This is a genomic window from Limnobacter olei, from assembly GCF_029087225.1.
Lineage (GTDB): Bacteria > Pseudomonadota > Gammaproteobacteria > Burkholderiales > Burkholderiaceae_B > Limnobacter > Limnobacter olei.
Window position 1 is genome coordinate 140,472 of sequence record NZ_JARFJD010000009.1, and the last position, 20,125, is coordinate 160,596.

A 20,125-nucleotide genomic window follows, 5' to 3' on the forward strand; every position below is an offset into this window, starting at 1 on the left:
CAGGTTTAATTGTCAGCAGTGGGGCTTGGCAGCGAAACGCTGCTGGCCTCAAATGGCGTTGCACTGCCTTGTTTCACCTTCACCTGCACCCAAGCATTCATGAAGGGGTGCCCCCAGCCCTCGACCCTGTAAAACAGTGCATCTGAGCTGGGTGTGCCGCCAAATTGTTTCAGGCTGGGTTTGTCCCATTTAAACCGGTGTGTGTCGCCATGCGCCAGCAGCACGGGTCGCTGGGTGGTGTCGATGTATTTCACCAGCCTTGTCATGAAAACAGCGTAGCCATTCCGGGATGGGGTGGTGCTAGTACCACCTGAACCATCAATTGGATTGCCCTGAATGGCGATTACGGTCTCCGTAGGGCGTGTGCTGTCACGTTCAAACAATGCTTCAGCTTCGCTTAGCCATGCGTCAATCGCTTGATCTCGGGCTTTCAACAATTGCTTTGCTTTTTTTGTGCTGGTTTTTCTGGATTTCGGGTTGAGCAAATCGTTGTTACTACCCGGAATATTCAAACTCACAAAGAGGGTACTGCCTTGTGTCCACATCAGGTGTTCAGGGTAGGGTGGACTGGTTTGCTGCCGAATGGGAAAGTTTTTTTTCCCCAGTGAGCGGGGCCGTGAAAATGCCTGCTGGCGCAAGAAATTAAGGCGTTCCTGGCTGTCGAAATTTCCGTTGGATGGCCTGTGGCAATCGGTCCATTCGTTGTCGCCGGGCACGTATACCAGGGGCTTCTCGCTTCGCTGAAGTTGCGCAAGGCGACGGTTGATTAATTCATTGGCGCAAGGCTCATTGCCACCTTTGATGTCGCCAACATGCAAAATCCAGTGAATATCAGGTTCATTCCCAATATGTTGAATCAGGCTGTCGGTGGCCGGCTCGAAGAAATTGTTGTAGGGCTGATCGCCGATCAGTGCAAAGCTGAAGGTGCCGTGCTTGGAGCTGGCTTGGGCAGCCGCAACGAAAATGACCAAGGCGGCCGCACAGGCTTGGGTGGCTGCGCGGCGCAGATTCATGTTTGCAGGCCCTTTAGCTGAAAGATTAACTGCAATGCTTCACGCGGGCTGAGTTCATCGGGATCAATCTCGTTGAGTTTTTCGAGAATCAGGTTCACGTGCTGCGCACTGGCTGGCTGTTCAACCGCATCCTGAGTTGGCAGGTCGAACAAATCGACTTGGGCGTTCATGGCGCGTTTTTCAGCTTCCAGTTGGTCCAGTCGTTTTTGTGCGTTTTTCACTACCAGGGCAGGCAAGCCCGCCAGCTTGGCCACTTGCAGGCCATAACTTTGGCTGGCCGGCCCCGCTTCAATGCGATGTAAAAACACCAGTTTGCCCTGGTGTTCGGTGGCCGACAAATGCACATTGAACACGCAATCCAGTTCATTACCTAATGCCGTGATTTCGAAGTAATGCGTGGCGAACAGTGTTAAACATTTGTTGGTGTTGGCCAGGCGTTTTGCAATTTCCCAGGCCAGGGACAAACCATCGAAAGTTGAGGTGCCTCGCCCGATCTCATCCATGATGACCAGGCTGTGGGGCGTCGCCTGCCGAACAATAGTGGCGGCCTCAGTCATTTCCACCATGAAGGTGGAACGGCCACCAGCCAGGTCATCGGATGCACCAATGCGCGTAAAAATTCGATCGAGCACGCCAATTTGTGCACTGGCCGCTGGCACGAAACTGCCCATGTGCGCCAGCAATGCAATGAGCGCGGTTTGTCGCATGTAGGTGCTTTTGCCGCCCATGTTGGGGCCGGTGATTAGTGCCATGTGTTTGCCGGGGTGCAAGGCGCAATCATTCGGTGTGAATTGCTCCACCTGCACTTCGAGCACCGGGTGGCGACCTTGCTGAATGTTCAGCAGCGCGTGAGGTACCATTTGTGGGCGCACCCAATTGGCCTCAAAAGCCACAATGGCCAGCGCCGCCAAGGCATCAAGTTCAGACAATTCCCGCGCGCAGCGTTGCAGAAACGGGGTGAACTGACCCAGCCACACCATCAGGTTTTCATAGATTACTTTTTCAAGGTTCAGGGCCTTGTCTTTCGCGGACAGCGCTTTTTCCTCGAAGGCTTTCAGTTCTTCAGTGATATAGCGTTCGGCATTTTTCATTGTTTGCCGGCGAATGTAGTGTGCGGGCACTTTGTCGGCCTGCGCACTGCTGACCTCGATGTAAAAGCCATGCACCCGGTTGAATTCGACTTTCAGATTGGCGATGCCGGTGGCCTCACGTTCTTGTTTTTCCAGTTCAATCAAAAACTGTCCGCTGCCGGTTTGAATGTTTCGCAATTCGTCCAGCTCAGTGTGGTAACCATCGGCAATCACGCCGCCGTCACGAATCAGTACTGGTGGGTTTTCGGCCAAGGCCAGCATCAATTCAGCCAGCAGTTCGGGTGGTGCCTGAAAGGCCTGCTGCGCTGTTTCAAATGCGCTGTCGCCAAAGTGGGCAATGAGTTGTTCCACTTGGGGCAGCGATTGAAGGCTTTCCCGCAGGGCCAGCAAATCGCGAGGCTTCGCGGTTTGCATGGCCACGCGACTGCTGATGCGCTCAATATCGGCCATTGCCCGCAATGTTTTAACCAGATTGAAGCAGACAGGTTCTGGCGCCTGGCCCAAGGTGGCAAGCAGGTGCTGTATTTTGTTTTGTCGTGCTTCAATGGTGGCCAGGTTGCGCAAAGGTTCCAATAGCCATTGACGCAAGCGCCTGGCACCCATACCGCTACCGGTGCGGTTGATGCGCGAGAACAGGGTGGGTGCAGGCTCGCCGCGCAAAGTTTCGGTCAGTTCCAAGTTGCGGCGTGCGGCCTCGTCGAGCACGAGAAAATCTTGCTCATGTTCAACCTGAATGTCCGATACATGCTTGAAGTTTTCAATGCTAAGGTGCGTTTCCTTTGCATATTGCAACGCGGCGCCCATGGCGGGCACGGCCAGTTTGGCGTTGTGCAATTCTAGGCTTGCCAGGTTGGTTGCTTGCAGCACGGTTTGGAGATGCGTCTGGGCGAAACCTGCGTCAAAGTGCCAAGCGGGGCGCTCGATGCAGCCGGTTATTTGGCTGTGTTGTGCCCATGTTCGGTTGTTTACAAGCACTTCGGCTGCGTTGAACCGGCTTAAGTGTGCTGCCAGTGAGCCTGAATCGCATTCCAGCAAACGAATTGAACCCGCAGACAGTGCCAGACAAGCCACCCCCCAATATTTTCCGTCCTCAGAGAACAGGCTGAGCAGAGTCTTGTTCTCTTGGTCAGGCAGCAAAGTGGATTCGGTCAGTGTGCCTGGCGTAACCACCCGCGCCACTTTGCGTTCCATGGGGCCTTTTGTCAGGCCAGGCGTTCCCACCTGCTCGCAAATGGCCACTGAATGGCCCAGCGCCACCAGTTTGGCGAGGTATTGATCAGCCGCATGGAAAGGGACCCCCGCCATGGGAATTGGTTGGCCGGCCGATTGACCACGGTGGGTGAGGGTAATTCTGAGAAGCTGTGCAGCCAGTTGGGCATCGTCGAAAAACAGCTCGTAAAAATCGCCCATGCGATAAAAGAGCAGCTTGTCGGGGTACTCGGATTTCAGCGTGAGGTACTGCTGCATCATTGGCGTGTGGCTTTCAAACGCCTGTGATGCGGCCTGGTTATTTGTACTCGCTTGTTTGCTCAACTGGGTCCCTGTTTGTATTATTTGAAGCTAAGCAGGTATTGAAGGGCTTTTGGGTTGCCGGCTACCGCATCACCTGTGGTCATGAAGGTGTCATTGCCTTGGGGGTCGGTGATCAAGCCGCCTGCCTCGGAAACAAGCAAAACGCCTGTTGCCAAATCCCAGGGCTTCAAGCCAAAACACATGTAGCCATCCAGGCGACCACAGGCCACGTAGGCCAAATCGAGAACGGCTGAACCGGATTTGCGAATGCCGGCAGTGCTTTCAGTCAGTGCCAGCATTTTGCGTTTGACGCCCAGCGAGCCTTCATTCTGACCACTTGGGAATGCAAAACCAACCAGAAATTCATTGGGTTTGCTGCGTTTTGAAACCCGGATTCGACGGTTGTTTAAAAACGCACCTTCGCCCTTGGAGGCAGTGAACAGATCGTTGGTGGCTGGGTTGTAAACAACTGCCTGTTGCACATGGCCGTTGACGCGCAACGCAATTGAAATGGCGTAATGCGGGTAGCCGTGAATGAAGTTGGCAGTGCCATCAATCGGGTCGATGACCCACTCGTAGTCGGATTTTCCAGAGGCACCGCTTTCCTCGGCTAGAATGGCGTGATCGGGAAAGGCTTGCTTGAGCACGTCAATAATGGCACTTTCAGCGGCTTGATCGGTTTCAGTGACGAAATCGTTGGGCCCTTTGACGCCGATTTTTACCTGATCGAGGTCAAGCTCCGCTCGGTTGATGATTTTTCCTGCAGCGCGAGCGGCTTTCACCGCCACGTTCAACATCGGATGCATGGCCTTTCCTTTCAATTTGAATACGTTTAACCCAACATTATAAATGACCGCAGCCAATTCCCTCGAATCTATTTCAATAGTTCTCGTAAAAACAAGCCATCCGGGCAATGTTGGTTCGGTGGCACGCGCCATGAAAACCATGGGTTTAACTGATTTGCGCCTGGTTGAGCCGAAAACGAAGGAAATTTGCAGCGCCGAAGAGGCGATTTCACTGGCCAGCGGTGCAGCCGATGTGCTTGAACAGGCCCGTATTTACGACTCTTTGCCCGATGCCTTGTCTGATCGAAGTGTGGCATTTGCTCTGTCTGCGCGTTTGCGCGATTTGGGCCCAAGTTTGCAAAGCCCGCAGGAGGCTGCGCGAGAAGCATTAAATTTAACGGAAAGTGGCGTGGGCGCAGCTTTTGTGTTTGGTGCTGAGCGCACGGGTTTAAGCAACGATGAACTGCTGGTGTGCAATCGGCAGGTGACGATTGCCGCCAACCCGGTTTACAGTTCGCTGAACTTGTCGCAAGCCGTGCAAATTGTGGCCTATGCCTTGCGCACGGAATGGGCGGCTGGTGAATTGGCCGTGGCTGCCGAAGGCTCTCTTGCTGACAGTGTGAGGCAGGGTGGTAAGCTGGCGACTGTGAAGGCGGTGGCCGATTTACAGGCCCATTGGCTGCAAGCCATGGAGGCGGTTGATTTTATCAATCCCGACAAGCCGAAAAAGGTGGTGCAGCGCTTGGCACGAATGTTGGCCAAAACGCCTTTGGAGCAAGAAGAGGTGGACATGCTGCGTGGGTTTTTCTCGGACGTGATGCGGGTGGTGGACAATCGCCTTTATCCGCATGAATTTGAGCGCAAGAAGCCTTGATACAGCCGTGATACACTGCGGCGACCAGCGTTTGACGCATCAATAACAATTGATTCAGGGTTTTCCGCGCATGTGGATTCGACTACAAGAAGACATTGACACGATTTTGAAAAAAGACCCGGCAGCCCGAGGGCGTCTTGAGGTTTTTCTGTGCTATCCCGGTTTGCATGCGCTGATTTGGCATCGCCTGGCTCACAGGGCATGGGCAGCGGGTTTAATCACGCCGGCGCGTTTTTTGTCGCATTTGGGGCGTTTTTTCACAGGCATTGAAATTCATCCCGGTGCAATCATTGGCAGGCGTGTCTTCATTGACCATGGTATGGGCGTGGTGATCGGTGAAACAGCCGAGATTCATGACGATGTGACCATTTACCAAGGCGTTACCTTGGGTGGTACTTCATTGGCCAAGGGCAAGCGACACCCCACGCTTGAAAAGGGCGTGGTAGTTGGGGCTGGTGCACAGGTTTTGGGGCCATTCACAGTGGGCGAGGGTGCCAAGATAGGGTCAAATGCCGTGGTAACCAAGCCAGTGCCCGCGGGTGCCACGGCGGTGGGCAACCCGGCACGCATGATTTTGAAAGCTGAAGAACGCGCACCGGGTGAGGAATTGACAGGCGCGGCAAAAACCAAAGAAGAGTTTTTGGCTTATGGTGTGTCCAAGAATGGTGATGATCCACTGATTAAGGCCATGCATGGTTTGATTGATCAGGCCATTGCCCAGCAGCAACGCATTGAACAGCTTGAAAAACAGCTGAGCAAAGGCAAATCGGAGCCAGATTGTGGTGACTCCGTGGATTGTGAAGAATTGAAAGCCCTGAACAAACTTGTGGACAACTAGCCACCTAGTTAAAAAGGGTCAGGCTGAATTCCCCGCTGCTTTGTAGCTTCAAGAAACCGCCCTTTGGGCGGTTTTTTTCTGGTTCATCAAAATCCCAATCGGGCAACACAATGCGCTGGCCTTTTTGCAGCTGTCCTTGGGTCGATTCGGGAGAGGTGGGAGCTGGGCTGGTTAAGGTGTGGTGTATGGCACAGCGGTGTGTGTGCCCATGCAAAATCACATCGCTTTTGCCGATGTAATAGCCATCGGGCCATTTGCCCTTGAATGATTCAGCCACTGCTTGCAGGTTGGCGTCCATGATACTCATGGCGCTATTGGCTTTGTGTATTTTGCTTTCGCTGCGAATGGCTTTGGCCATTTCAATGCGTTGCTTCAGGGGCAGTGCCAGAAAGTTTTTTTGCCATTTCTCATCACGGCTTTGAAGCCTGAATTTTTGGTAGGCTTTGTCGTCAGTGCAAAGTTGATCGCCGTGCGTAATCAGCACCACCTGGTGGTTGACCAGCAAAAATTCTGGATCTGGCAGAATTTCAAACCCAGCAGCTTCGGCAAATTGCTCACCGAGCAGGAAGTCGCGGTTGCCATGCATGAAATACAGCATGGCTCCAGCAGATTTTGCACTTTGAACTGCTTGGATAACTCGCTCGCTGGTGCTGTCGCTGTGGTCGTCTCCATACCAAACCTCAAAAAGGTCACCGAGCAGAAAGATGAGCGTTTGTTCTTGAGCGACACTGGCCAACCAGTTTTCGAAGGCTTCCAGTGTTTTGGGCGTGTCTTCGGAAAGATGCAGGTCAGAGGCAAAGAATGCAGCACCTTGTTGCGGAATTTCAATCAACTTGTTACCTGATTAAAAGTCATCAAAAAAGCCCTTGAGAGAAGGGCTTTTTTGACTGGGACCGACTTAGAGTACTTCAACACCCTGAATCACGACGTCTTCCAGTGGCACGTCTTGGTGAAAGCCTTTCGAGCCGGTTTTTACACCCACAATTTTGTCCACAACTTCTTTGCCTTCAGTGACCTTGCCGAATACGCAGTAACCCCAGCCTTGTGGTGTTGGGCTTTTGAAGTTCAGAAATTCGTTGTTTTCTACGTTGATGAAAAACTGGGCAGTGGCCGAATGTGGATCGTTGGTACGGGCCATGGCAAGGGTGTACTTCTCGTTTTTCAAGCCGTTGTCAGCCTCGTTTTTTACGGGGTCTTTGGTGGGCTTTTGTTTCATGCCAGGCTCGAAACCACCGCCTTGAACCATGAAGCCGCTGATGACTCGGTGAAAAATTGTGTTGGTGTAAAAGCCGCTTTTCGCGTATTCCAGAAAGTTCGCCACAGTGGCGGGTGCTTTTTCAGCGTCCAGGGCGATTGTAATGTCGCCAAAATTTGTTTTTAGTTTAACCATGGTTCGTTTTTTCGCTTTTGCAAACGCAGAGGAGATTGAAGAATTACCGATGCTAACAGCTATCGCCGAGAACATCGACCACTTGAGAAAAACACGTTTGCCTTGAGTCACAGACTTGTTCCTTACAGTTTGAAAGTGTCTTCTTGAACAATTTGCCAACGGGTACCCACTTTCATCCAATATTGCTGTTTGCGGATTTCACCCGACAATTTGTCTTCTTGCCTGAATGACACCAGCATCATGTCTTTGTCGCTGGGATATCGCATGACAGTGAGGTCATCGATGGAGATTTTCCCAAATGACTTGTTGCTGATTTGCTGGTTTTTTTGCCACTCGATCAGACCTTGCCCGTCAATTTTGACGTCGCTTGCGTAATGATAAATTCCTTTCGAGAAGCCTTTTTCAAGATCTTTCTTCCAGGTGTCCACCATTCGTAGGGCTGCTTTGCGATGGCTCTGCCACACATCAATTGGTACGAAGTCTAGCCTTTCACTGATCACGACTTGGGTGGTGCCGATGTCAACAAATTTTTTCAAGGCAAGCAAATCCTGATTGGCCAGTACCACACAGCCATCACTGGCCTTGGGTGGGCGGCTTACATAATGCTTTGGCATGCCATGCAACCAAATGCCATAGCCTGTTTTTCCAAGGCGCTTGTCCCAAGCGTTCGGGTAGTCGATAGGCAGGGCGATGGGGCCGTAGAAGTCAGTCAGTTTTTCTTTGGGTAGCAGTTCAGTGATGGTGTACACGCCAATGGGCGTACGCTTGTCACCCTCACGTACTTTCACTGCGCCCATTTTGCCTTGGGATACGTAAAAGTCAGTCACGAGGCGGGGTTGCGGAAATGCATTTTCATACAGGAACAGTCGTGAACGCGTGGTGTCTACCAAAATCACATAACGCTGATCGTCGTTCAATTCAACCAGCTCAGCAGGTAGCAGGTCCCGTTGCGGACGGTCTTTCACCGCCTTGAAGCGCGCGATTGCTTCTTCGCGCAATTCTGTCAGTTCTTCCTGTTTGCCTTTGGGCACATCAGGCATGTCCCCAATTTTGGTCAGGGGGCGCCCCGCTTTCAGCGACAGAATATCGCCCTTGAGCATGTGACCCAGGTAAAAATTGGGAAATTCACTCAACAAGCGGTTGGTCAATTCAAGCGCTTTGTTCAGTTCATGATTGCTCAGCGCCAGATAAATTTCTTCGACTGCTGTGTCGATTACCGGTTGGTAGCTGGCCGATTCAAACAACTTGCTGGCCAGCGAGCCCTTTTTGGGCTCCGGGCTGCTGTAGGCCGCAAGGTCGAATGACTCCTGAGGGCCAGACTTCACAAAAGTGGGAGCCGCCGTGAATGCCCAAAACATCAGGGGGGCGACCAAGCGCAACCCTTTGGACATTCCACGAAGCCTGCTTCTAGACCACATTTAGCCGCCCACCCTCTCGCTGGTGATTTTCCAGGTGCCGCCTTCCTGTTTCATGGTCAGTGTTTTGCTGGACACATTGTTCAGGCGGTTGGAGAAGTAGCTTTGCTTGAATTTCACCACGGCTTCATTGCCAGTGATGGTAATCAACGGGTTTTCAACCACCACGCGAATGGTTTCTTTGCCAACAATGCGTTGTTCGCGCATTTTTTCCCAGTTGGTACGGTTCATTTTGCCTGGTGTTTCAAAGTCTTGGCTGTAGGCACCTAGGTAACCGGCCATGTCTTGATCCGTCCATGCTTTGGCCCAAGCTTCAACGGCCGCCAGTACCTGGCTGTCCATACCGATGGTATTGGGTTTTGGTTCAGCAGGTTTGCTGGCGGTAATCGCAGGCTCTACCGGGGCTGGTTTGCTGGGTGCCACTTCAACTGCGGGTGGCGTAGCAGCGACCACCGGCGGGGTGGGCACTGCCGCGGGTGCAGTTTTGGCGGGTGCTGGCTTGCTAGCTGGTGCGGCTGCTGGTGCTGCCGCCACAGCCACCGTTTCGGGCTTGCCGGCAATCAGGTTGCGTACCAGTGACAATTTGGTTTGCGCGGTTGAATTGCGCCCATCCAGTTGAAGTGCTTTGTCATAGGACTGGCTGGCCAGCTTGGCGTACACATCGCCCAGGTTTTCATGGGCGGTGGCATAGCTGGGGTGAGTGCGAATGGCCATTTCAAGCGACTCGCGGGCTTTTTCATACTCACCACGGCCTGCGTACAACACAGCCAGGTTGTTGTAGGGCTCAGGCAGCTCGGGAAAATCCTCGGTCAGCTTGGTGAACACGGTAATGGCTTCTGCGGTTTTGTTGCGTTCAGTCAGAATCAGGCCCTTCAGGAAGCGCATTTGAGCGTCGTTCGGGCGGTTGGCCAGGTATGCGTCTGCACGTGCCTGTGCCTGTTCAAATTGACCGCTTTGAATAAGTTTTGAAACTTCATCTGATTCGTCGGCATGGCCGGGTGCGCCGGCAAACGCCAAACCCATGAGGGCAATCAGCAAAGCATATTTGCTTTTCTTGTATTTGCCACTGATTGACGACGTGATTGTTTTTTTAGCCTGCATTCGGTTGCGCCTTTGCGGGGTTACCCGTTTCATCTGATTGGTAGGGAAAAACTCGATCATGCGTAATGATATACTCGACCGCTATTGTAGCAAGCCCCAGAGCGGGTTGGCTTCTGAGCTGGGTTTCCTGAGGGTTCCAGTGTCAGATTGTACCGTTTTGGCAAGCTGGGTCCGCTTTTTTTCTGAGTCCAATGAAATCGTCTCTTCAAATTTACAATTCAATTCTAAGGAAAAAGCAGGCTTTTTCACCGCTTGATCCACAGAACGTTCGAATGTACGTGTGTGGCATGACAGTCTATGACTTCTGCCACTTGGGCCATGCCCGTGTCATGGTGGTGTTCGATCTGTTGAAGCGCTGGCTGCGTGCCTCCGGCTACCCGGTCACCTATGTACGCAATATCACCGACATTGATGACAAAATTATTCGCCGCGCTGTTGAGAACGGTGAAAGCATTCGTTCGTTGACGGATCGCTTCATTGCGGCCATGCATGAGGACGCGGATGCCTTGGGAATTGAACGCCCCGACCACGAGCCCCGTGCCACAGAGTATGTCGCAGAAATGCAGGACATGATTCACACCCTGATGAACAAGAGACTCGCTTACCGGGATGATTCTGGTGATGTGAACTTTGCCGTGCGTGCTTTTCCTGAATACGGCAGGCTATCAGGCAAAAGTCTGGATGAATTGCGGGCTGGTGAACGTGTGGGGGTTTCAGGCAGCAAGAACGACCCGCTGGACTTTGTGCTGTGGAAAAGCGCAAAGGCCGATGAGCCCGCAGATGCCAAATGGGATTCTGATTTCGGTGTTGGTCGCCCGGGTTGGCACATTGAGTGCTCAGCCATGAGTTGCAAGTTGTTGGGCAATACGTTTGATATTCATGGCGGCGGTGCTGACTTGCAGTTTCCTCACCATGAAAACGAAATTGCCCAAAGCGTGGGCGCCACAGGCGAGGGTTTTGCCCAGTATTGGATGCACAACGGTTTTGTGCGCGTTGAAACCAACGGCCAATCCGAGAAAATGTCGAAATCGCTGAACAATTTCTTCACGATTCGGGACATTTTAAAAGTATACGATGCTGAAGTAGTGCGCTTTTTTATTCTGCGTGCGCAGTATCGCAGTCAGTTAACCTATTCAGAAGGGCATGTGCAAGACGCGAAAGCTGCCCTGGGTCGCCTGTACACGGCTGTGGGCGACGTTCAGGTAGCGGATTCGATTGATTGGACGCTGGAATTTGAAGCCCGTTTCGCTGAGGCGATGAATGACGACATGAACACACCGATTGCCGTGTCCGTGTTGTTTGAAATGGCCAATGAGGTGAACCGCACTGCCGACCAGAAATTGGCGGCCCGCTTGAAAGCTTTGGCACAGGTACTGGGTTTGTTGGGACGTACGGCTGAAGCTTTTCAGAAAGCCGAGGTGGGCGACCAAACGGGGGTCTTGGACGAGGCTGAAATACAAGCTTTGATTGACGCCCGAACCCAGGCCAAAGCTGACCGGGATTTCTCAAAAGCGGATGCCATACGCCAGCAATTGCTCGACATGGGCGTGGTACTGGAAGACAAACGGGGCGGTGCAACCGAATGGCGGCGAGCCTGAGGTTGAATCTAGACCCCCACGCGCCTGATTATTGGCAGGCGGCGTGTGAGGCCTTGGCTTTGCAAAGCCCGGTATGGGCTGAATTGGTGGCTCGACATTCGGACCGGGCCTTGCGTTCGCGTGGCGCGCCTTATGAAACCATGCTGCGCTCGCTGGTGGGTCAACAAATTTCGGTCAAAGCTGCTGATGCTGTATGGGCCCGAGTGGTCGAGGCGCTGAATGGGCAAATCAATAGCAGCGTATTGCTCGCTCTAAGTGATGACACTTTGAAGGCCACAGGCCTTTCACGCCAGAAAATTGTCTACGCACGTGCCTTGAGCGAATTTGAGCAGCAAGGACGTCTTGAGCTGACACTGCTGGATGGCATGGACGATGAGGCCTGCACGCGCCACCTGTGTGAAATCAAGGGAGTAGGGCGCTGGACGGCCCAAATGTTTTTGATGTTTTGTTTGCGCAGGCCCGATGTTTGGCCTGTGGATGACATTGGTGTGCAGCGCGGTATCTCGCGCCAATTTTTCGAAGGTGAACCCATCGGACCGAAAGAAGCACTACAATTCGGGGAAAAATTAAAACCTTGGCGGACAGTGGCAGCGTGGTATTTGTGGCGCAGCCTGGACCCAGCCGTGGTGGACTATTAAGAGAACCTCATGAAGCAAACATTTCTGGATTTTGAAGCACCCATTGCCGAATTAAAAGGCAAAATCGAGGAGCTGCGCCTGGTTCAAGACGGCTCAGCTGTTGATTTGTCAGAAGAAATTCGCCGCCTGGAAGGCAAAAGCGATGTGCTGACCAAGGAGTTGTACAGCAAGCTGACCCCTTGGCAGGTTTCTCAGGTGGCGCGTCACCCCCAGCGCCCCTACACCTTGGATTACATTGCCCACGCATTCACAGACTTTCACGAGTTGCATGGCGACAGGCACTTTGCAGACGACCCTTCGATTGTAGGAGGCTTGGCCCGCCTTGATGGTGAAAGCGTCATGGTGGTTGGTCACCAAAAAGGCCGTGATGTGAAAGAGCGTACTTTGCGTAACTTCGGCATGCCACGCCCAGAGGGCTATCGCAAAGCACTTCGCCTGATGAAAACCGCTGAGAAATTCGGTATTCCCATCGTAACCCTGGTGGATACCCCAGGGGCATACCCTGGTATTGATGCCGAGGAACGTGGGCAGTCTGAGGCCATTGGCCGCAATTTGATTGAAATGGCACAAATTCAGGTGCCCATTGTGAGTGCAATTATTGGTGAGGGTGGTTCAGGTGGCGCTTTGGCGTTGGCTGTGGCTGACCACGTCATCATGATGGAAAATGCCACTTACTCTGTAATTTCCCCTGAAGGATGTGCTTCCATTTTGTGGCGCAGCGCCGAAAGGGCATCGGATGCTGCCGAGGCCTTGGGTATTACCGCCAAACGCCTGCGCGATCTTGGGCTGATTCAGGAAATCGTGAAGGAAAGCTTTGGTGGAGCGCACCGCGACCATGCGCAAACGGCCAGCAACTTGAAAACCGCAATCAAGGCTGCTTTGAATATGCTGGTAACCTACAAGCCCAAAACCTTGTTGGATGCTCGCCATGACCGCTTGATGAGCTACGGCCACTTCAAGGTGAGCAAGTAAGTGAGGCAGTCGCTTGAAGCCTTTCTAAGCGACTTCAAGCGCCAAGCCCCGCTGCCCGACTGTTTTGTGGTGGCTTATTCAGGCGGGGTCGATTCCACCGTGTTGCTTCATGCATTGCGTGCCATGGGTTTGCCACTGCACGCGGTTCACGTGAATCATCAAATCCAGCCACAGGCCAATGCCTGGGAGGAATACTGCAAAAATCAGTGCGAACACTGGGGTGTGCCTTTTACTGCGCTGCGGGTTGATGTTGAACCCGGCGATTTGGGCCTTGAAGGCCAGGCCCGTGTGGTGCGATACCGTGCTATTTTTAGCTGGATGAAGGCCAATCAACACACTGTGTTGCTGTGCGCCCACCACCGGGACGATCAACTGGAAACTGTACTGCTGCAATTGCTGCGCGGTTCGGGCCTGAGAGGAGTGGGTGGCATGCGCGCTGTGGGCCCTGTGGGTGTGGATCGCCATCTGCATCCTGACTTGCTGCTGTGCCGCCCTTTGCTCGATTGCAGCAAAGCCAGCCTGCTGGAGTACGCACATGTAAATCGCCTGCCGCACATCGAAGACCCCAGCAACAATGACACTACACTGCGCCGCAACTGGGTACGCCACGAACTCTTGCCCAACCTGGAAGAACACTTTCCCCAAAGCCCGAAGGCTTTGTTGCAACTGGCTGAATTTTTTCGGGCACACTATTCGGTAGAAGATTCAAACACGCAAGCCAATTCGCCCCAGGTGGTTTGCGCAGCAGGCGGCTTGCAACTGATTCAGTGGCGAGCACTGGACGACACAGCCCAGCTCAACGCACTTCGACACTGGTTGCTGGGCCATGGCGTGCGTTGTGGCAAACTGAAATTGATTGAGCTGGCTCGCCAATTGCGCATTAATAAAGGTGGAATTCGCGAGGTAAAAAAAGGCTGGCAGGTGAAAGTAAGCCGACAACAGGCCCATTTGCTGCACACTGAACCAGAGGACAAAGCGATTGAACCACGATGAATTGAGCACCAATGAATTGAACAAGAGCATTGGCAACATTGACCCGGAGACGGTGGCCCGATGGCTGGAAAGCAGCGGCAATTACAAGGTACTGCGTCGCATTCAAATGCGCGACACTTTTGGTGGGCAAATTAACAGCCCAGTTAAGGTACTGGTTGTCGATACCGAAACCACAGGCCTTGATTTTGCAACATGCGAAGTCATTGAGGTGGGGGCGGTGCTGATTGAGGTGGACCAGGACACCGGAGCGATTGGTGCAGTGCTGGGCACTTATGGAGGCCTTGAAGAACCCAAGGTACCCATTACACCCGAGAATTCAGCCATTCACGGTATTACCAACGACATGGTCAAAGGTCAGCGGTTTGATGAAGCTGCGTTAAAAGCCCTGTGCAGTGAGGCCGCTTTGTTCGTGGCGCACAACGCAGCATTTGACAAGCCATTTATGCTTCGCCGTTTCCCCTGGCTTGAAAAATCGATCTGGGCTTGCACGTTTCGGGAACTGCCATGGACCCAGGAAAATTATTCCGGACGCAAACTGGAATACTTGTTGTCGGATTGCGGTTACTTCCACGGTGCCCACCGTGCAGTGGAGGATTGCAATGCACTGGTCCATGTGTTGGCGCAACCCTTGAAAACATCCCAGCGCATGCCATTTCAGGTGTTGTTTGACAGCGCCAATGAATCGATTTATCAAATCGCTGCGTTGAAAGCACCATTTGAGAAAAAAGATTTTTTGAAGTCCAAGGGTTTTCGCTGGAATGCGGATGACCGAGTTTGGGAATTCGAGGCGGTGGGTTTTTCAGAAGGCAAAGAAGTCATCGAATGGCTGCGGGAGCAGGTGTACTGCACCACCGGAAAAATCATGCTGGGCTTTCGCATTCAGGCTGGGGTGGATCGTTACTCTGGCGCCGCGCTGAAACAACAGTTCAAAGAGGTATAAGGCGTGCCCGCCAAGGTTTATCCTTCCGACACCAGTGAGCTTGCGCTAGATGGCGCACAAGCCCGTGAACGGGACGTGTTGTTGCAATTGCAAGCGCAGCTGCCCGACAACTACACCATTTATCACGGTATTCACTGGTCGAGAATTGAGCATGGACTTACGGTGACTGGGCGAATCCAATTTCTGGTGCTGGGCCCTAGTGGCATTGTCTACAGCATCTTGATGAAAACCGGTTTGATGAAAGTGGACCAAGGCCGAGTTGTGAAGCAATTGGGTGAACAGCGTCAGGATGTATTCAACGCACTGGCTGAACAAAGTGCTTTGCTGAACCAGAAGTTCAGGTTGCAACACCAAGGTAACTTGCGGGTAGAGCCCATTTTTTATTGTCCCGATTTCACCGTACCCGACCCCGGCGGACTTACCGTGAATGCCGAGCGGGTGGTGGATGCCCGTCACAAAGATGAATTGGCCGCCCTGATTCAAACCATTGACATTACGGCAGACCTGTTCAGCAGCCACAGCAATCCCAAAGCCATTCACTCATTTTTGTGCAATGAACTGAACCTGGTTCCTGAGGTGGGGGCCTTGTCACAAGCCGCGGAAACTTTGGTAACGCGTCTGTCTCACGGCCTGGAGCAATGGGTTTCAAGGCTAAACTTCGAGCCTTTTCGCTTGCGCGTTACGGGTACTGCTGGCAGTGGAAAGTCGCAACTGGCTTTTAGCGAACTGCAGCGCAACCATGGTTTAAAAGCCCGCACATTGTATGTGTGTTACAACCGACCGCTTTCCTCTCACATGGCGCAGCAGGTTCGCGAAGCAGGTTTGATGGGCGCGGTAGTTTTTAATTTTCATGCATTGTGCGACCGCATGCTGCGTGATGCGGGTCAGGAAGTGGATTACGCCTCGCCCGGGGTGTTTGATCGCCTGGCTGAGCAGGTTCTGGCTACACCGCTGGACAAACGCTGGGTTTTTGATTCCATTGTGGTGGATGAAGGCCAGGACTTCGACCAGAGTTGGCTGCCGGTGCTTCAGCGTTGCGCACATTCGGGCACCCGGTGGCTGTGGCTGGAAGATCCGATTCAAAACCTGTACGCCAAGCCAGCAGTCAGCCTGCCCGGTTGGGTCAGCTTGCACACGCCCATGAATTACAGAAATCCGAAGCGAGTGGTGCAGGCTTTGCGCTTGGTTCAGCGCGAGTTCAAGTTTGAATCTCCGTTGCCGCTGGACATCGAGCCAGCCTGCCCCCTGGAAGGTTTGCCACTTGAGTTTTTTGAGTACGACAGTGACGAGTCTTTGCTGGGTCAAACTGCCAAGGCGATCACTGCCTGTTTGCGGCATGGTTTCACGCGCGACAAAATTGCGGTGCTTAGCATGCGGGGGCACGAGAAATCAAAGATATTGGCGCAAGCCAGCCTGGGGCCGCACAGCCTGAGGCACTTTACTGGTCGATATGACGAGAATGGTAGCCAGGTATTCACCGAGGGTAACGTGCATGCAGAGTCGGTTTACCGCTTTAAAGGGCAGGCAGCACAAGCTGTGGTGGTAACCGAGTTGGCTTTTTCGGAGTTTAACGAAGCTGATTTCCGAAAGCTGTTTGTGGCCATGACACGGGCCAAGTTGCTGCTGGTTCTGGTTGGTCAATCAGACACCCTGCAGCGTTTGCGCAGGGCTGTTTTTGCTTGAAGTTCAGCGTTTGCCTATTGCTGAATTTGCCAGGCACCCTTGCTGGGCGAGCACACCTCACCCCGGAACTTTGTTTTTTCGCCGTTCACAATGGTGACGCCCAGGTAAGTGCGGCAAGTGTCTGACTTTGCACCGGGTGACAAATACACTCCCACACCATTTACAGGGTTAAGCCAGCGCACAGCCTGACCCGAGGGCACCAGTTCCATGGTGTGCCCGAAACAATGGGAGTCCACGGCAAATGCGTCCACCAGCTGTGTTTCCGGGAAAATTATTTTGAAGGCATCGGTTGATTCAACGTAGGCCATTTGATCGGTCAAAGTGCCTTTCAGTGCCTCGCTTTGAACCAGTTTGGCATCGCACTGGCCTCGAAGAACGCCAAAGTCGCTGTTCCAACCTTTGCCCGTGTAGCCGATGAAGTTTTTGGCATTGGCCACATCAAATGAAAGAGCCGTGACAAGCGTAAGCAGGCAAACAACAATGTTAAGGCGTACTTTGGCTATGGGCATGGAAGAATACTTAACTGGGCAGCCTGATGACATTGATAAAAACGGTGTGTACGCGAATTTCGTTGACCCAATGAGTGTATCTTTTTCTTTATAAAAAAACACGAGACAGCACCCGGAGGCCGCACAAAATGACAGTTCAGGGCAAAACAGTATCTGCAATTGACATTGTCAAAGGCGCCTTGGGTTTTCTGCCTGACATGCCTCATCTTTTACCGTCTTTGGCCAGTTTGGCTTTTCTCAGGCCACATTCCCGCCGTTCGCTGGGCTTGTTGTTTCAGGAAACGGCGCGCAAGCACGCAAAATCGGTATTCCTGAAAAGTGGAGAGCAGCACTGGACCTATGGACAGTCCAATTCCATCTGTAATCAGATGGCGCGGGGTTTTTTGTCCATGGGGGTTAAAGCGGGCGACACCGTGGGTTTGTTGTCCACCAACCGGCCTGAAACCTTGCTTGCGGTGATTGCCTGTGCCAAGTTGGGTGCAGTGGCAGCGCTACTGAATATCAATCAGCAAGGTGCGGTGCAGGCGCATAGTTTGAAGTTGGTGAAACCACGAGTGATTCTGGCGTGCGACCGTGGTCTGGATATTCTCAAGCAGTTGGAATCAGAGAACAGCGTTTTACTCAAAGACATCGAATTGTTGTCTTTGCAAACCGGCAGCACCCATTTAAGAGTGAGCGATTTTCGCAGTGCATGGTGCACACAGCCTGACCACAATCTGGCGCAAACAGCGCAGATTGTAGCCAGCTCGCCCTGTTTCTATATTTTTACCTCAGGCACAACCGGTTTGCCCAAGGCCTCTGTAATGAGCCATTACCGTTGGTTGCAAGCGGCCTCGGGCATGAGCACCGCAGTGCGTTTGACGGCTTCTGACGTGTTTTACTGCTGCCTGCCGCTGTATCACAACAACGCACTCACAGTGTCACTCGGGGTGGTGTTGGCTTGTGGCGCTTGTCTCGCACTGGATGAAAAATTCAGTGCCAGTCAATTCTGGAAGCGTATTTCACATTACAAGGCGACGGCGTTTTGCTATATCGGAGAATTGCTGCGATACCTGTTGAATCAAGCACCCCATATGGACGATCAGAACCATGAAATCCGCTTGATTCTGGGCAATGGCCTGCGCCCTGAAATATGGGATGACTTTGAAAACCGGTTTGGTATTCATCAAATTTTCGAGTTTTATGGGGCTAGCGAATCTAACCTGGGATTCATGAATGCCTTTGGCCTAAAAGAGACTGTTGGCTTTTGCCCGATGCCCTTTGAGGTCATTGCCTGTGATGCCGATTCCGAACAGGTGGTGCGAAACTCACGTGGGTTTTGTGAAACCGTAAGCCGCGGTGAAGTGGGTTTGTTGATCAGCGAAGTGACCGACTTACGGCCCTTCGATGGCTATACCGACCCGAGAGCCAATGAAGGCAAGTTGCTGCGCAATGTATTCAAGCGCGGGGACTGTTGGTTCAACTCGGGCGATTTAGTGCGCAGGCAGGGGTGGCAACATATTCAGTTTGTGGACCGTTTGGGCGACACATTTCGCTGGAAGGGCGAGAATGTTGCAACCTCGGAAGTGGAGGGCGTGTTGGCCAAACTGCCATTTCTTGAACATGCGGTGGTTTATGGCGTGAAGCTGGACGGATTCGACGGCCGTGCCGGCATGGCGGCCGTTGCTGTAAAACCCGGTGCCAAGTTGGACTTGAAAGCGCTGGCTGCACATGTAAGCAGCCAGCTACCTGCATACGCAGTGCCGCAGTATGTGCGTGTGCTTCAAACTGTGGAAACCACTGGCACGTTCAAATACCAAAAAGTACGGCTAAAGAAAGAGGGCATTGATCAAAACCTGGTGAATGATCCTTTGTATTGTTTCAATGCAGCAACCCGGAGTTACAACGCTTTATTTTGAGGCAGTCTGTAGCGATTGGCCTTGAACCAGCTTGACGATTAAATCGACTGTTTCGGTGTCATAGAGCATGCCGCTGTGCGACACCCGTTTGCCCGGAAGCAGATCTTGAATGTAGATGTTTTGCACACCAGGTTCTTTTACAAACTGGTTTTCAACTGGCACCACCACCTTGTCGTTTTTTGTGACCAAAACACTGTATTGCACATTGGGCATGGCGATTGGGCCTGTTTTTAGTTCGCGCAACAAGGCTGAGCGGGGGTGCTGGTCTGCACAAGCCAGGCAATATTCGACGTTGTCGCGGTTGGGGGTTTTTGCAATCGAGGTACCGTTGACACTGGGGGCCAAAGCCACGAAGCGGTCGACGTGGGCTGCGCCTTGCAACATTTTCAGATAGTAAAAGCCGATGAGACCGCCCTGAGAGTGGCCCACCAGGGTCACCTTCTCACGCCCAGTGGTTGTTTTCACAAACTTCACAAATTCAGCAATACGCTTCGCTGATTCATCTACCGGGCCCACACCCTTGAACCAGTCGCTCGGTTCGGCTGCACCGTAGTCGATCGAGTATACGCACAGGTTTTGATTGGCGAGTGCCGGACCCAAGGCGCCGAATGAATACATGGTTGAGGAAAACGTGCCGTGAATCAACACAACCGGGTTTTGATTATTGGCGGGGCGGCATGCCCAGTTGTTCACCCCGTCGGGCATGGTTTGGCCACCAAGCACTTGGCTTAAAAATGAACTGGTCCAGTTTGATTTCGCTTCATATTGCGCTGATGAATTGCCTGGGTTCGTGGTGCTACAGGCGACCAATGTCAGCAGGGAGAAAGCTGTTAGCAAGGAGCGACGAATGAACTGAAAAGACATTGTTCGGTGTT

The 20,125-nt window shown here is 52.7% G+C and carries 18 protein-coding genes; 9 read left to right on the forward strand and 9 right to left on the reverse strand.

The window, feature by feature from the left end; all coding sequences use genetic code 11:
- Positions 1–5 precede the first annotated feature (5 nt).
- The 3 genes from PY990_RS06870 to PY990_RS06880 all read right to left on the reverse strand — a co-directional run bounded on the left by PY990_RS06870 (position 6) and on the right by PY990_RS06880 (position 4,422).
- Entirely contained in the window at positions 6–1,013 is a 1,008-nt protein-coding gene (locus PY990_RS06870) for a metallophosphoesterase (RefSeq protein ID WP_275270975.1), read from the reverse strand.
- A complete protein-coding gene (mutS, locus tag PY990_RS06875) occupies positions 1,010–3,574 on the reverse strand; it encodes a DNA mismatch repair protein MutS (protein ID WP_275271049.1) in 2,565 nt (854 codons plus the stop codon). Before mutS ends, PY990_RS06870 begins: the two co-directional genes overlap by 4 nt.
- An 80-nt stretch (positions 3,575–3,654) precedes the next feature.
- A complete protein-coding gene (locus PY990_RS06880; RefSeq protein ID WP_275270976.1) occupies positions 3,655–4,422 on the reverse strand; it encodes an inositol monophosphatase family protein in 768 nt (255 codons plus the stop codon).
- Positions 4,423–4,465: 43 nt separating this feature from the next.
- Here PY990_RS06880 and PY990_RS06885 point away from each other — a divergent pair, with 43 nt between their 5' ends.
- On the forward strand, positions 4,466–5,275 hold the full coding sequence (locus PY990_RS06885; RefSeq protein WP_275270977.1) for an RNA methyltransferase: 810 nt from the start codon (positions 4,466–4,468) through the stop codon (positions 5,273–5,275).
- Between the two features lie 70 nt (positions 5,276–5,345).
- Positions 5,346–6,113 carry a serine O-acetyltransferase gene (gene cysE / locus PY990_RS06890; RefSeq protein WP_275270978.1) on the forward strand — a complete coding sequence of 256 codons (768 nt, stop codon included), beginning with the start codon at positions 5,346–5,348 and terminating at the stop codon, positions 6,111–6,113.
- A gap of 4 nt (positions 6,114–6,117) precedes the next feature.
- On the opposite strand, the gene PY990_RS06895 is transcribed toward cysE, so the two are convergent.
- The 4 genes from PY990_RS06895 to PY990_RS06910 form a co-directional block, all read right to left on the reverse strand.
- Positions 6,118–6,945: a UDP-2,3-diacylglucosamine diphosphatase gene (locus tag PY990_RS06895; RefSeq protein WP_275270979.1), complete on the reverse strand. Its 828-nt coding sequence runs from the start codon at positions 6,943–6,945 to the stop codon at positions 6,118–6,120.
- Between the two features lie 66 nt (positions 6,946–7,011).
- Positions 7,012–7,503 (reverse strand): peptidylprolyl isomerase, encoded by a 492-nt coding sequence (locus PY990_RS06900; protein WP_275270980.1) that lies wholly within the window; start codon positions 7,501–7,503, stop codon positions 7,012–7,014.
- A 122-nt stretch (positions 7,504–7,625) separates the two neighbouring features.
- Positions 7,626–8,894 (reverse strand): L,D-transpeptidase family protein, encoded by a 1,269-nt coding sequence (locus tag PY990_RS06905; RefSeq protein WP_275270981.1) that lies wholly within the window; start codon positions 8,892–8,894, stop codon positions 7,626–7,628.
- A 27-nt stretch (positions 8,895–8,921) separates the two neighbouring features.
- Positions 8,922–10,019 (reverse strand): L,D-transpeptidase Cds6 family protein, encoded by a 1,098-nt coding sequence (locus tag PY990_RS06910; protein WP_275270982.1) that lies wholly within the window; start codon positions 10,017–10,019, stop codon positions 8,922–8,924.
- Positions 10,020–10,210: 191 nt separating this feature from the next.
- Here PY990_RS06910 and cysS point away from each other — a divergent pair, with 191 nt between their 5' ends.
- Genes cysS through PY990_RS06940 form a run of 6 tightly spaced genes read left to right on the forward strand, consistent with a single transcriptional unit; the run spans position 10,211 to position 16,843 of the window.
- Positions 10,211–11,617 carry a cysteine--tRNA ligase gene (gene cysS / locus PY990_RS06915; RefSeq protein ID WP_275270983.1) on the forward strand — a complete coding sequence of 469 codons (1,407 nt, stop codon included), beginning with the start codon at positions 10,211–10,213 and terminating at the stop codon, positions 11,615–11,617.
- A complete protein-coding gene (locus tag PY990_RS06920) occupies positions 11,602–12,255 on the forward strand; it encodes a DNA-3-methyladenine glycosylase family protein (protein WP_275270984.1) in 654 nt (217 codons plus the stop codon). The genes cysS and PY990_RS06920 overlap by 16 nt, the downstream gene beginning before the upstream one ends.
- 9 nt (positions 12,256–12,264) lie before the next feature.
- Positions 12,265–13,227, forward strand: coding sequence for an acetyl-CoA carboxylase carboxyltransferase subunit alpha (locus tag PY990_RS06925; protein ID WP_275270985.1), 963 nt, complete (start codon positions 12,265–12,267; stop codon positions 13,225–13,227).
- Positions 13,228–14,220, forward strand: a complete 993-nt coding sequence (gene tilS, locus PY990_RS06930) for a tRNA lysidine(34) synthetase TilS (protein ID WP_275270986.1) — start codon at positions 13,228–13,230, stop codon at positions 14,218–14,220.
- Positions 14,207–15,160 (forward strand): 3'-5' exonuclease, encoded by a 954-nt coding sequence (locus PY990_RS06935; protein ID WP_275270987.1) that lies wholly within the window; start codon positions 14,207–14,209, stop codon positions 15,158–15,160. Before tilS ends, PY990_RS06935 begins: the two co-directional genes overlap by 14 nt.
- A 3-nt stretch (positions 15,161–15,163) precedes the next feature.
- On the forward strand, positions 15,164–16,843 hold the full coding sequence (locus PY990_RS06940; RefSeq protein WP_275270988.1) for an ATP-binding domain-containing protein: 1,680 nt from the start codon (positions 15,164–15,166) through the stop codon (positions 16,841–16,843).
- 14 nt (positions 16,844–16,857) lie between these two features.
- Here PY990_RS06940 and PY990_RS06945 read toward each other — a convergent pair whose 3' ends face one another.
- A complete protein-coding gene (locus tag PY990_RS06945; RefSeq protein WP_275270989.1) occupies positions 16,858–17,352 on the reverse strand; it encodes a hypothetical protein in 495 nt (164 codons plus the stop codon).
- A 128-nt stretch (positions 17,353–17,480) separates the two neighbouring features.
- Between PY990_RS06945 and PY990_RS06950 the strand changes: the two genes are divergently transcribed.
- Positions 17,481–19,250, forward strand: a complete 1,770-nt coding sequence (locus PY990_RS06950; RefSeq protein ID WP_275270990.1) for a long-chain-acyl-CoA synthetase — start codon at positions 17,481–17,483, stop codon at positions 19,248–19,250.
- Here the strand turns inward: PY990_RS06950 and PY990_RS06955 are convergent.
- A complete protein-coding gene (locus PY990_RS06955; protein ID WP_275270991.1) occupies positions 19,242–20,114 on the reverse strand; it encodes an esterase/lipase family protein in 873 nt (290 codons plus the stop codon). The two genes, PY990_RS06950 and PY990_RS06955, sit on opposite strands and share 9 nt — an antisense overlap.
- Positions 20,115–20,125 lie beyond the last annotated feature (11 nt).

Excerpts from the sequence above, each read along its gene's own strand:
- PY990_RS06870 (WP_275270975.1), bottom strand. The coding sequence starts at position 1,013 with ATGAATCTGCGCCGCGCAGCCACCCAAGCCTGTGCGGCCGCCTTGGTC.
- mutS (WP_275271049.1), bottom strand. The coding sequence starts at position 3,574 with ATGATGCAGCAGTACCTCACGCTGAAATCCGAGTACCCCGACAAGCTG.
- PY990_RS06880 (WP_275270976.1), bottom strand. The coding sequence starts at position 4,422 with ATGCATCCGATGTTGAACGTGGCGGTGAAAGCCGCTCGCGCTGCAGGA.
- PY990_RS06885 (WP_275270977.1), top strand. The coding sequence starts at position 4,466 with ATGACCGCAGCCAATTCCCTCGAATCTATTTCAATAGTTCTCGTAAAA.
- cysE (WP_275270978.1), top strand. The coding sequence starts at position 5,346 with ATGTGGATTCGACTACAAGAAGACATTGACACGATTTTGAAAAAAGAC.
- PY990_RS06900 (WP_275270980.1), bottom strand. The coding sequence starts at position 7,503 with ATGGTTAAACTAAAAACAAATTTTGGCGACATTACAATCGCCCTGGAC.
- PY990_RS06905 (WP_275270981.1), bottom strand. The coding sequence starts at position 8,894 with ATGTCCAAAGGGTTGCGCTTGGTCGCCCCCCTGATGTTTTGGGCATTC.
- PY990_RS06910 (WP_275270982.1), bottom strand. The coding sequence starts at position 10,019 with ATGCAGGCTAAAAAAACAATCACGTCGTCAATCAGTGGCAAATACAAG.
- cysS (WP_275270983.1), top strand. The coding sequence starts at position 10,211 with ATGAAATCGTCTCTTCAAATTTACAATTCAATTCTAAGGAAAAAGCAG.
- PY990_RS06920 (WP_275270984.1), top strand. The coding sequence starts at position 11,602 with ATGGCGGCGAGCCTGAGGTTGAATCTAGACCCCCACGCGCCTGATTAT.
- PY990_RS06925 (WP_275270985.1), top strand. The coding sequence starts at position 12,265 with ATGAAGCAAACATTTCTGGATTTTGAAGCACCCATTGCCGAATTAAAA.
- PY990_RS06945 (WP_275270989.1), bottom strand. The coding sequence starts at position 17,352 with ATGCCCATAGCCAAAGTACGCCTTAACATTGTTGTTTGCCTGCTTACG.
- PY990_RS06950 (WP_275270990.1), top strand. The coding sequence starts at position 17,481 with ATGACAGTTCAGGGCAAAACAGTATCTGCAATTGACATTGTCAAAGGC.
- PY990_RS06955 (WP_275270991.1), bottom strand. The coding sequence starts at position 20,114 with ATGTCTTTTCAGTTCATTCGTCGCTCCTTGCTAACAGCTTTCTCCCTG.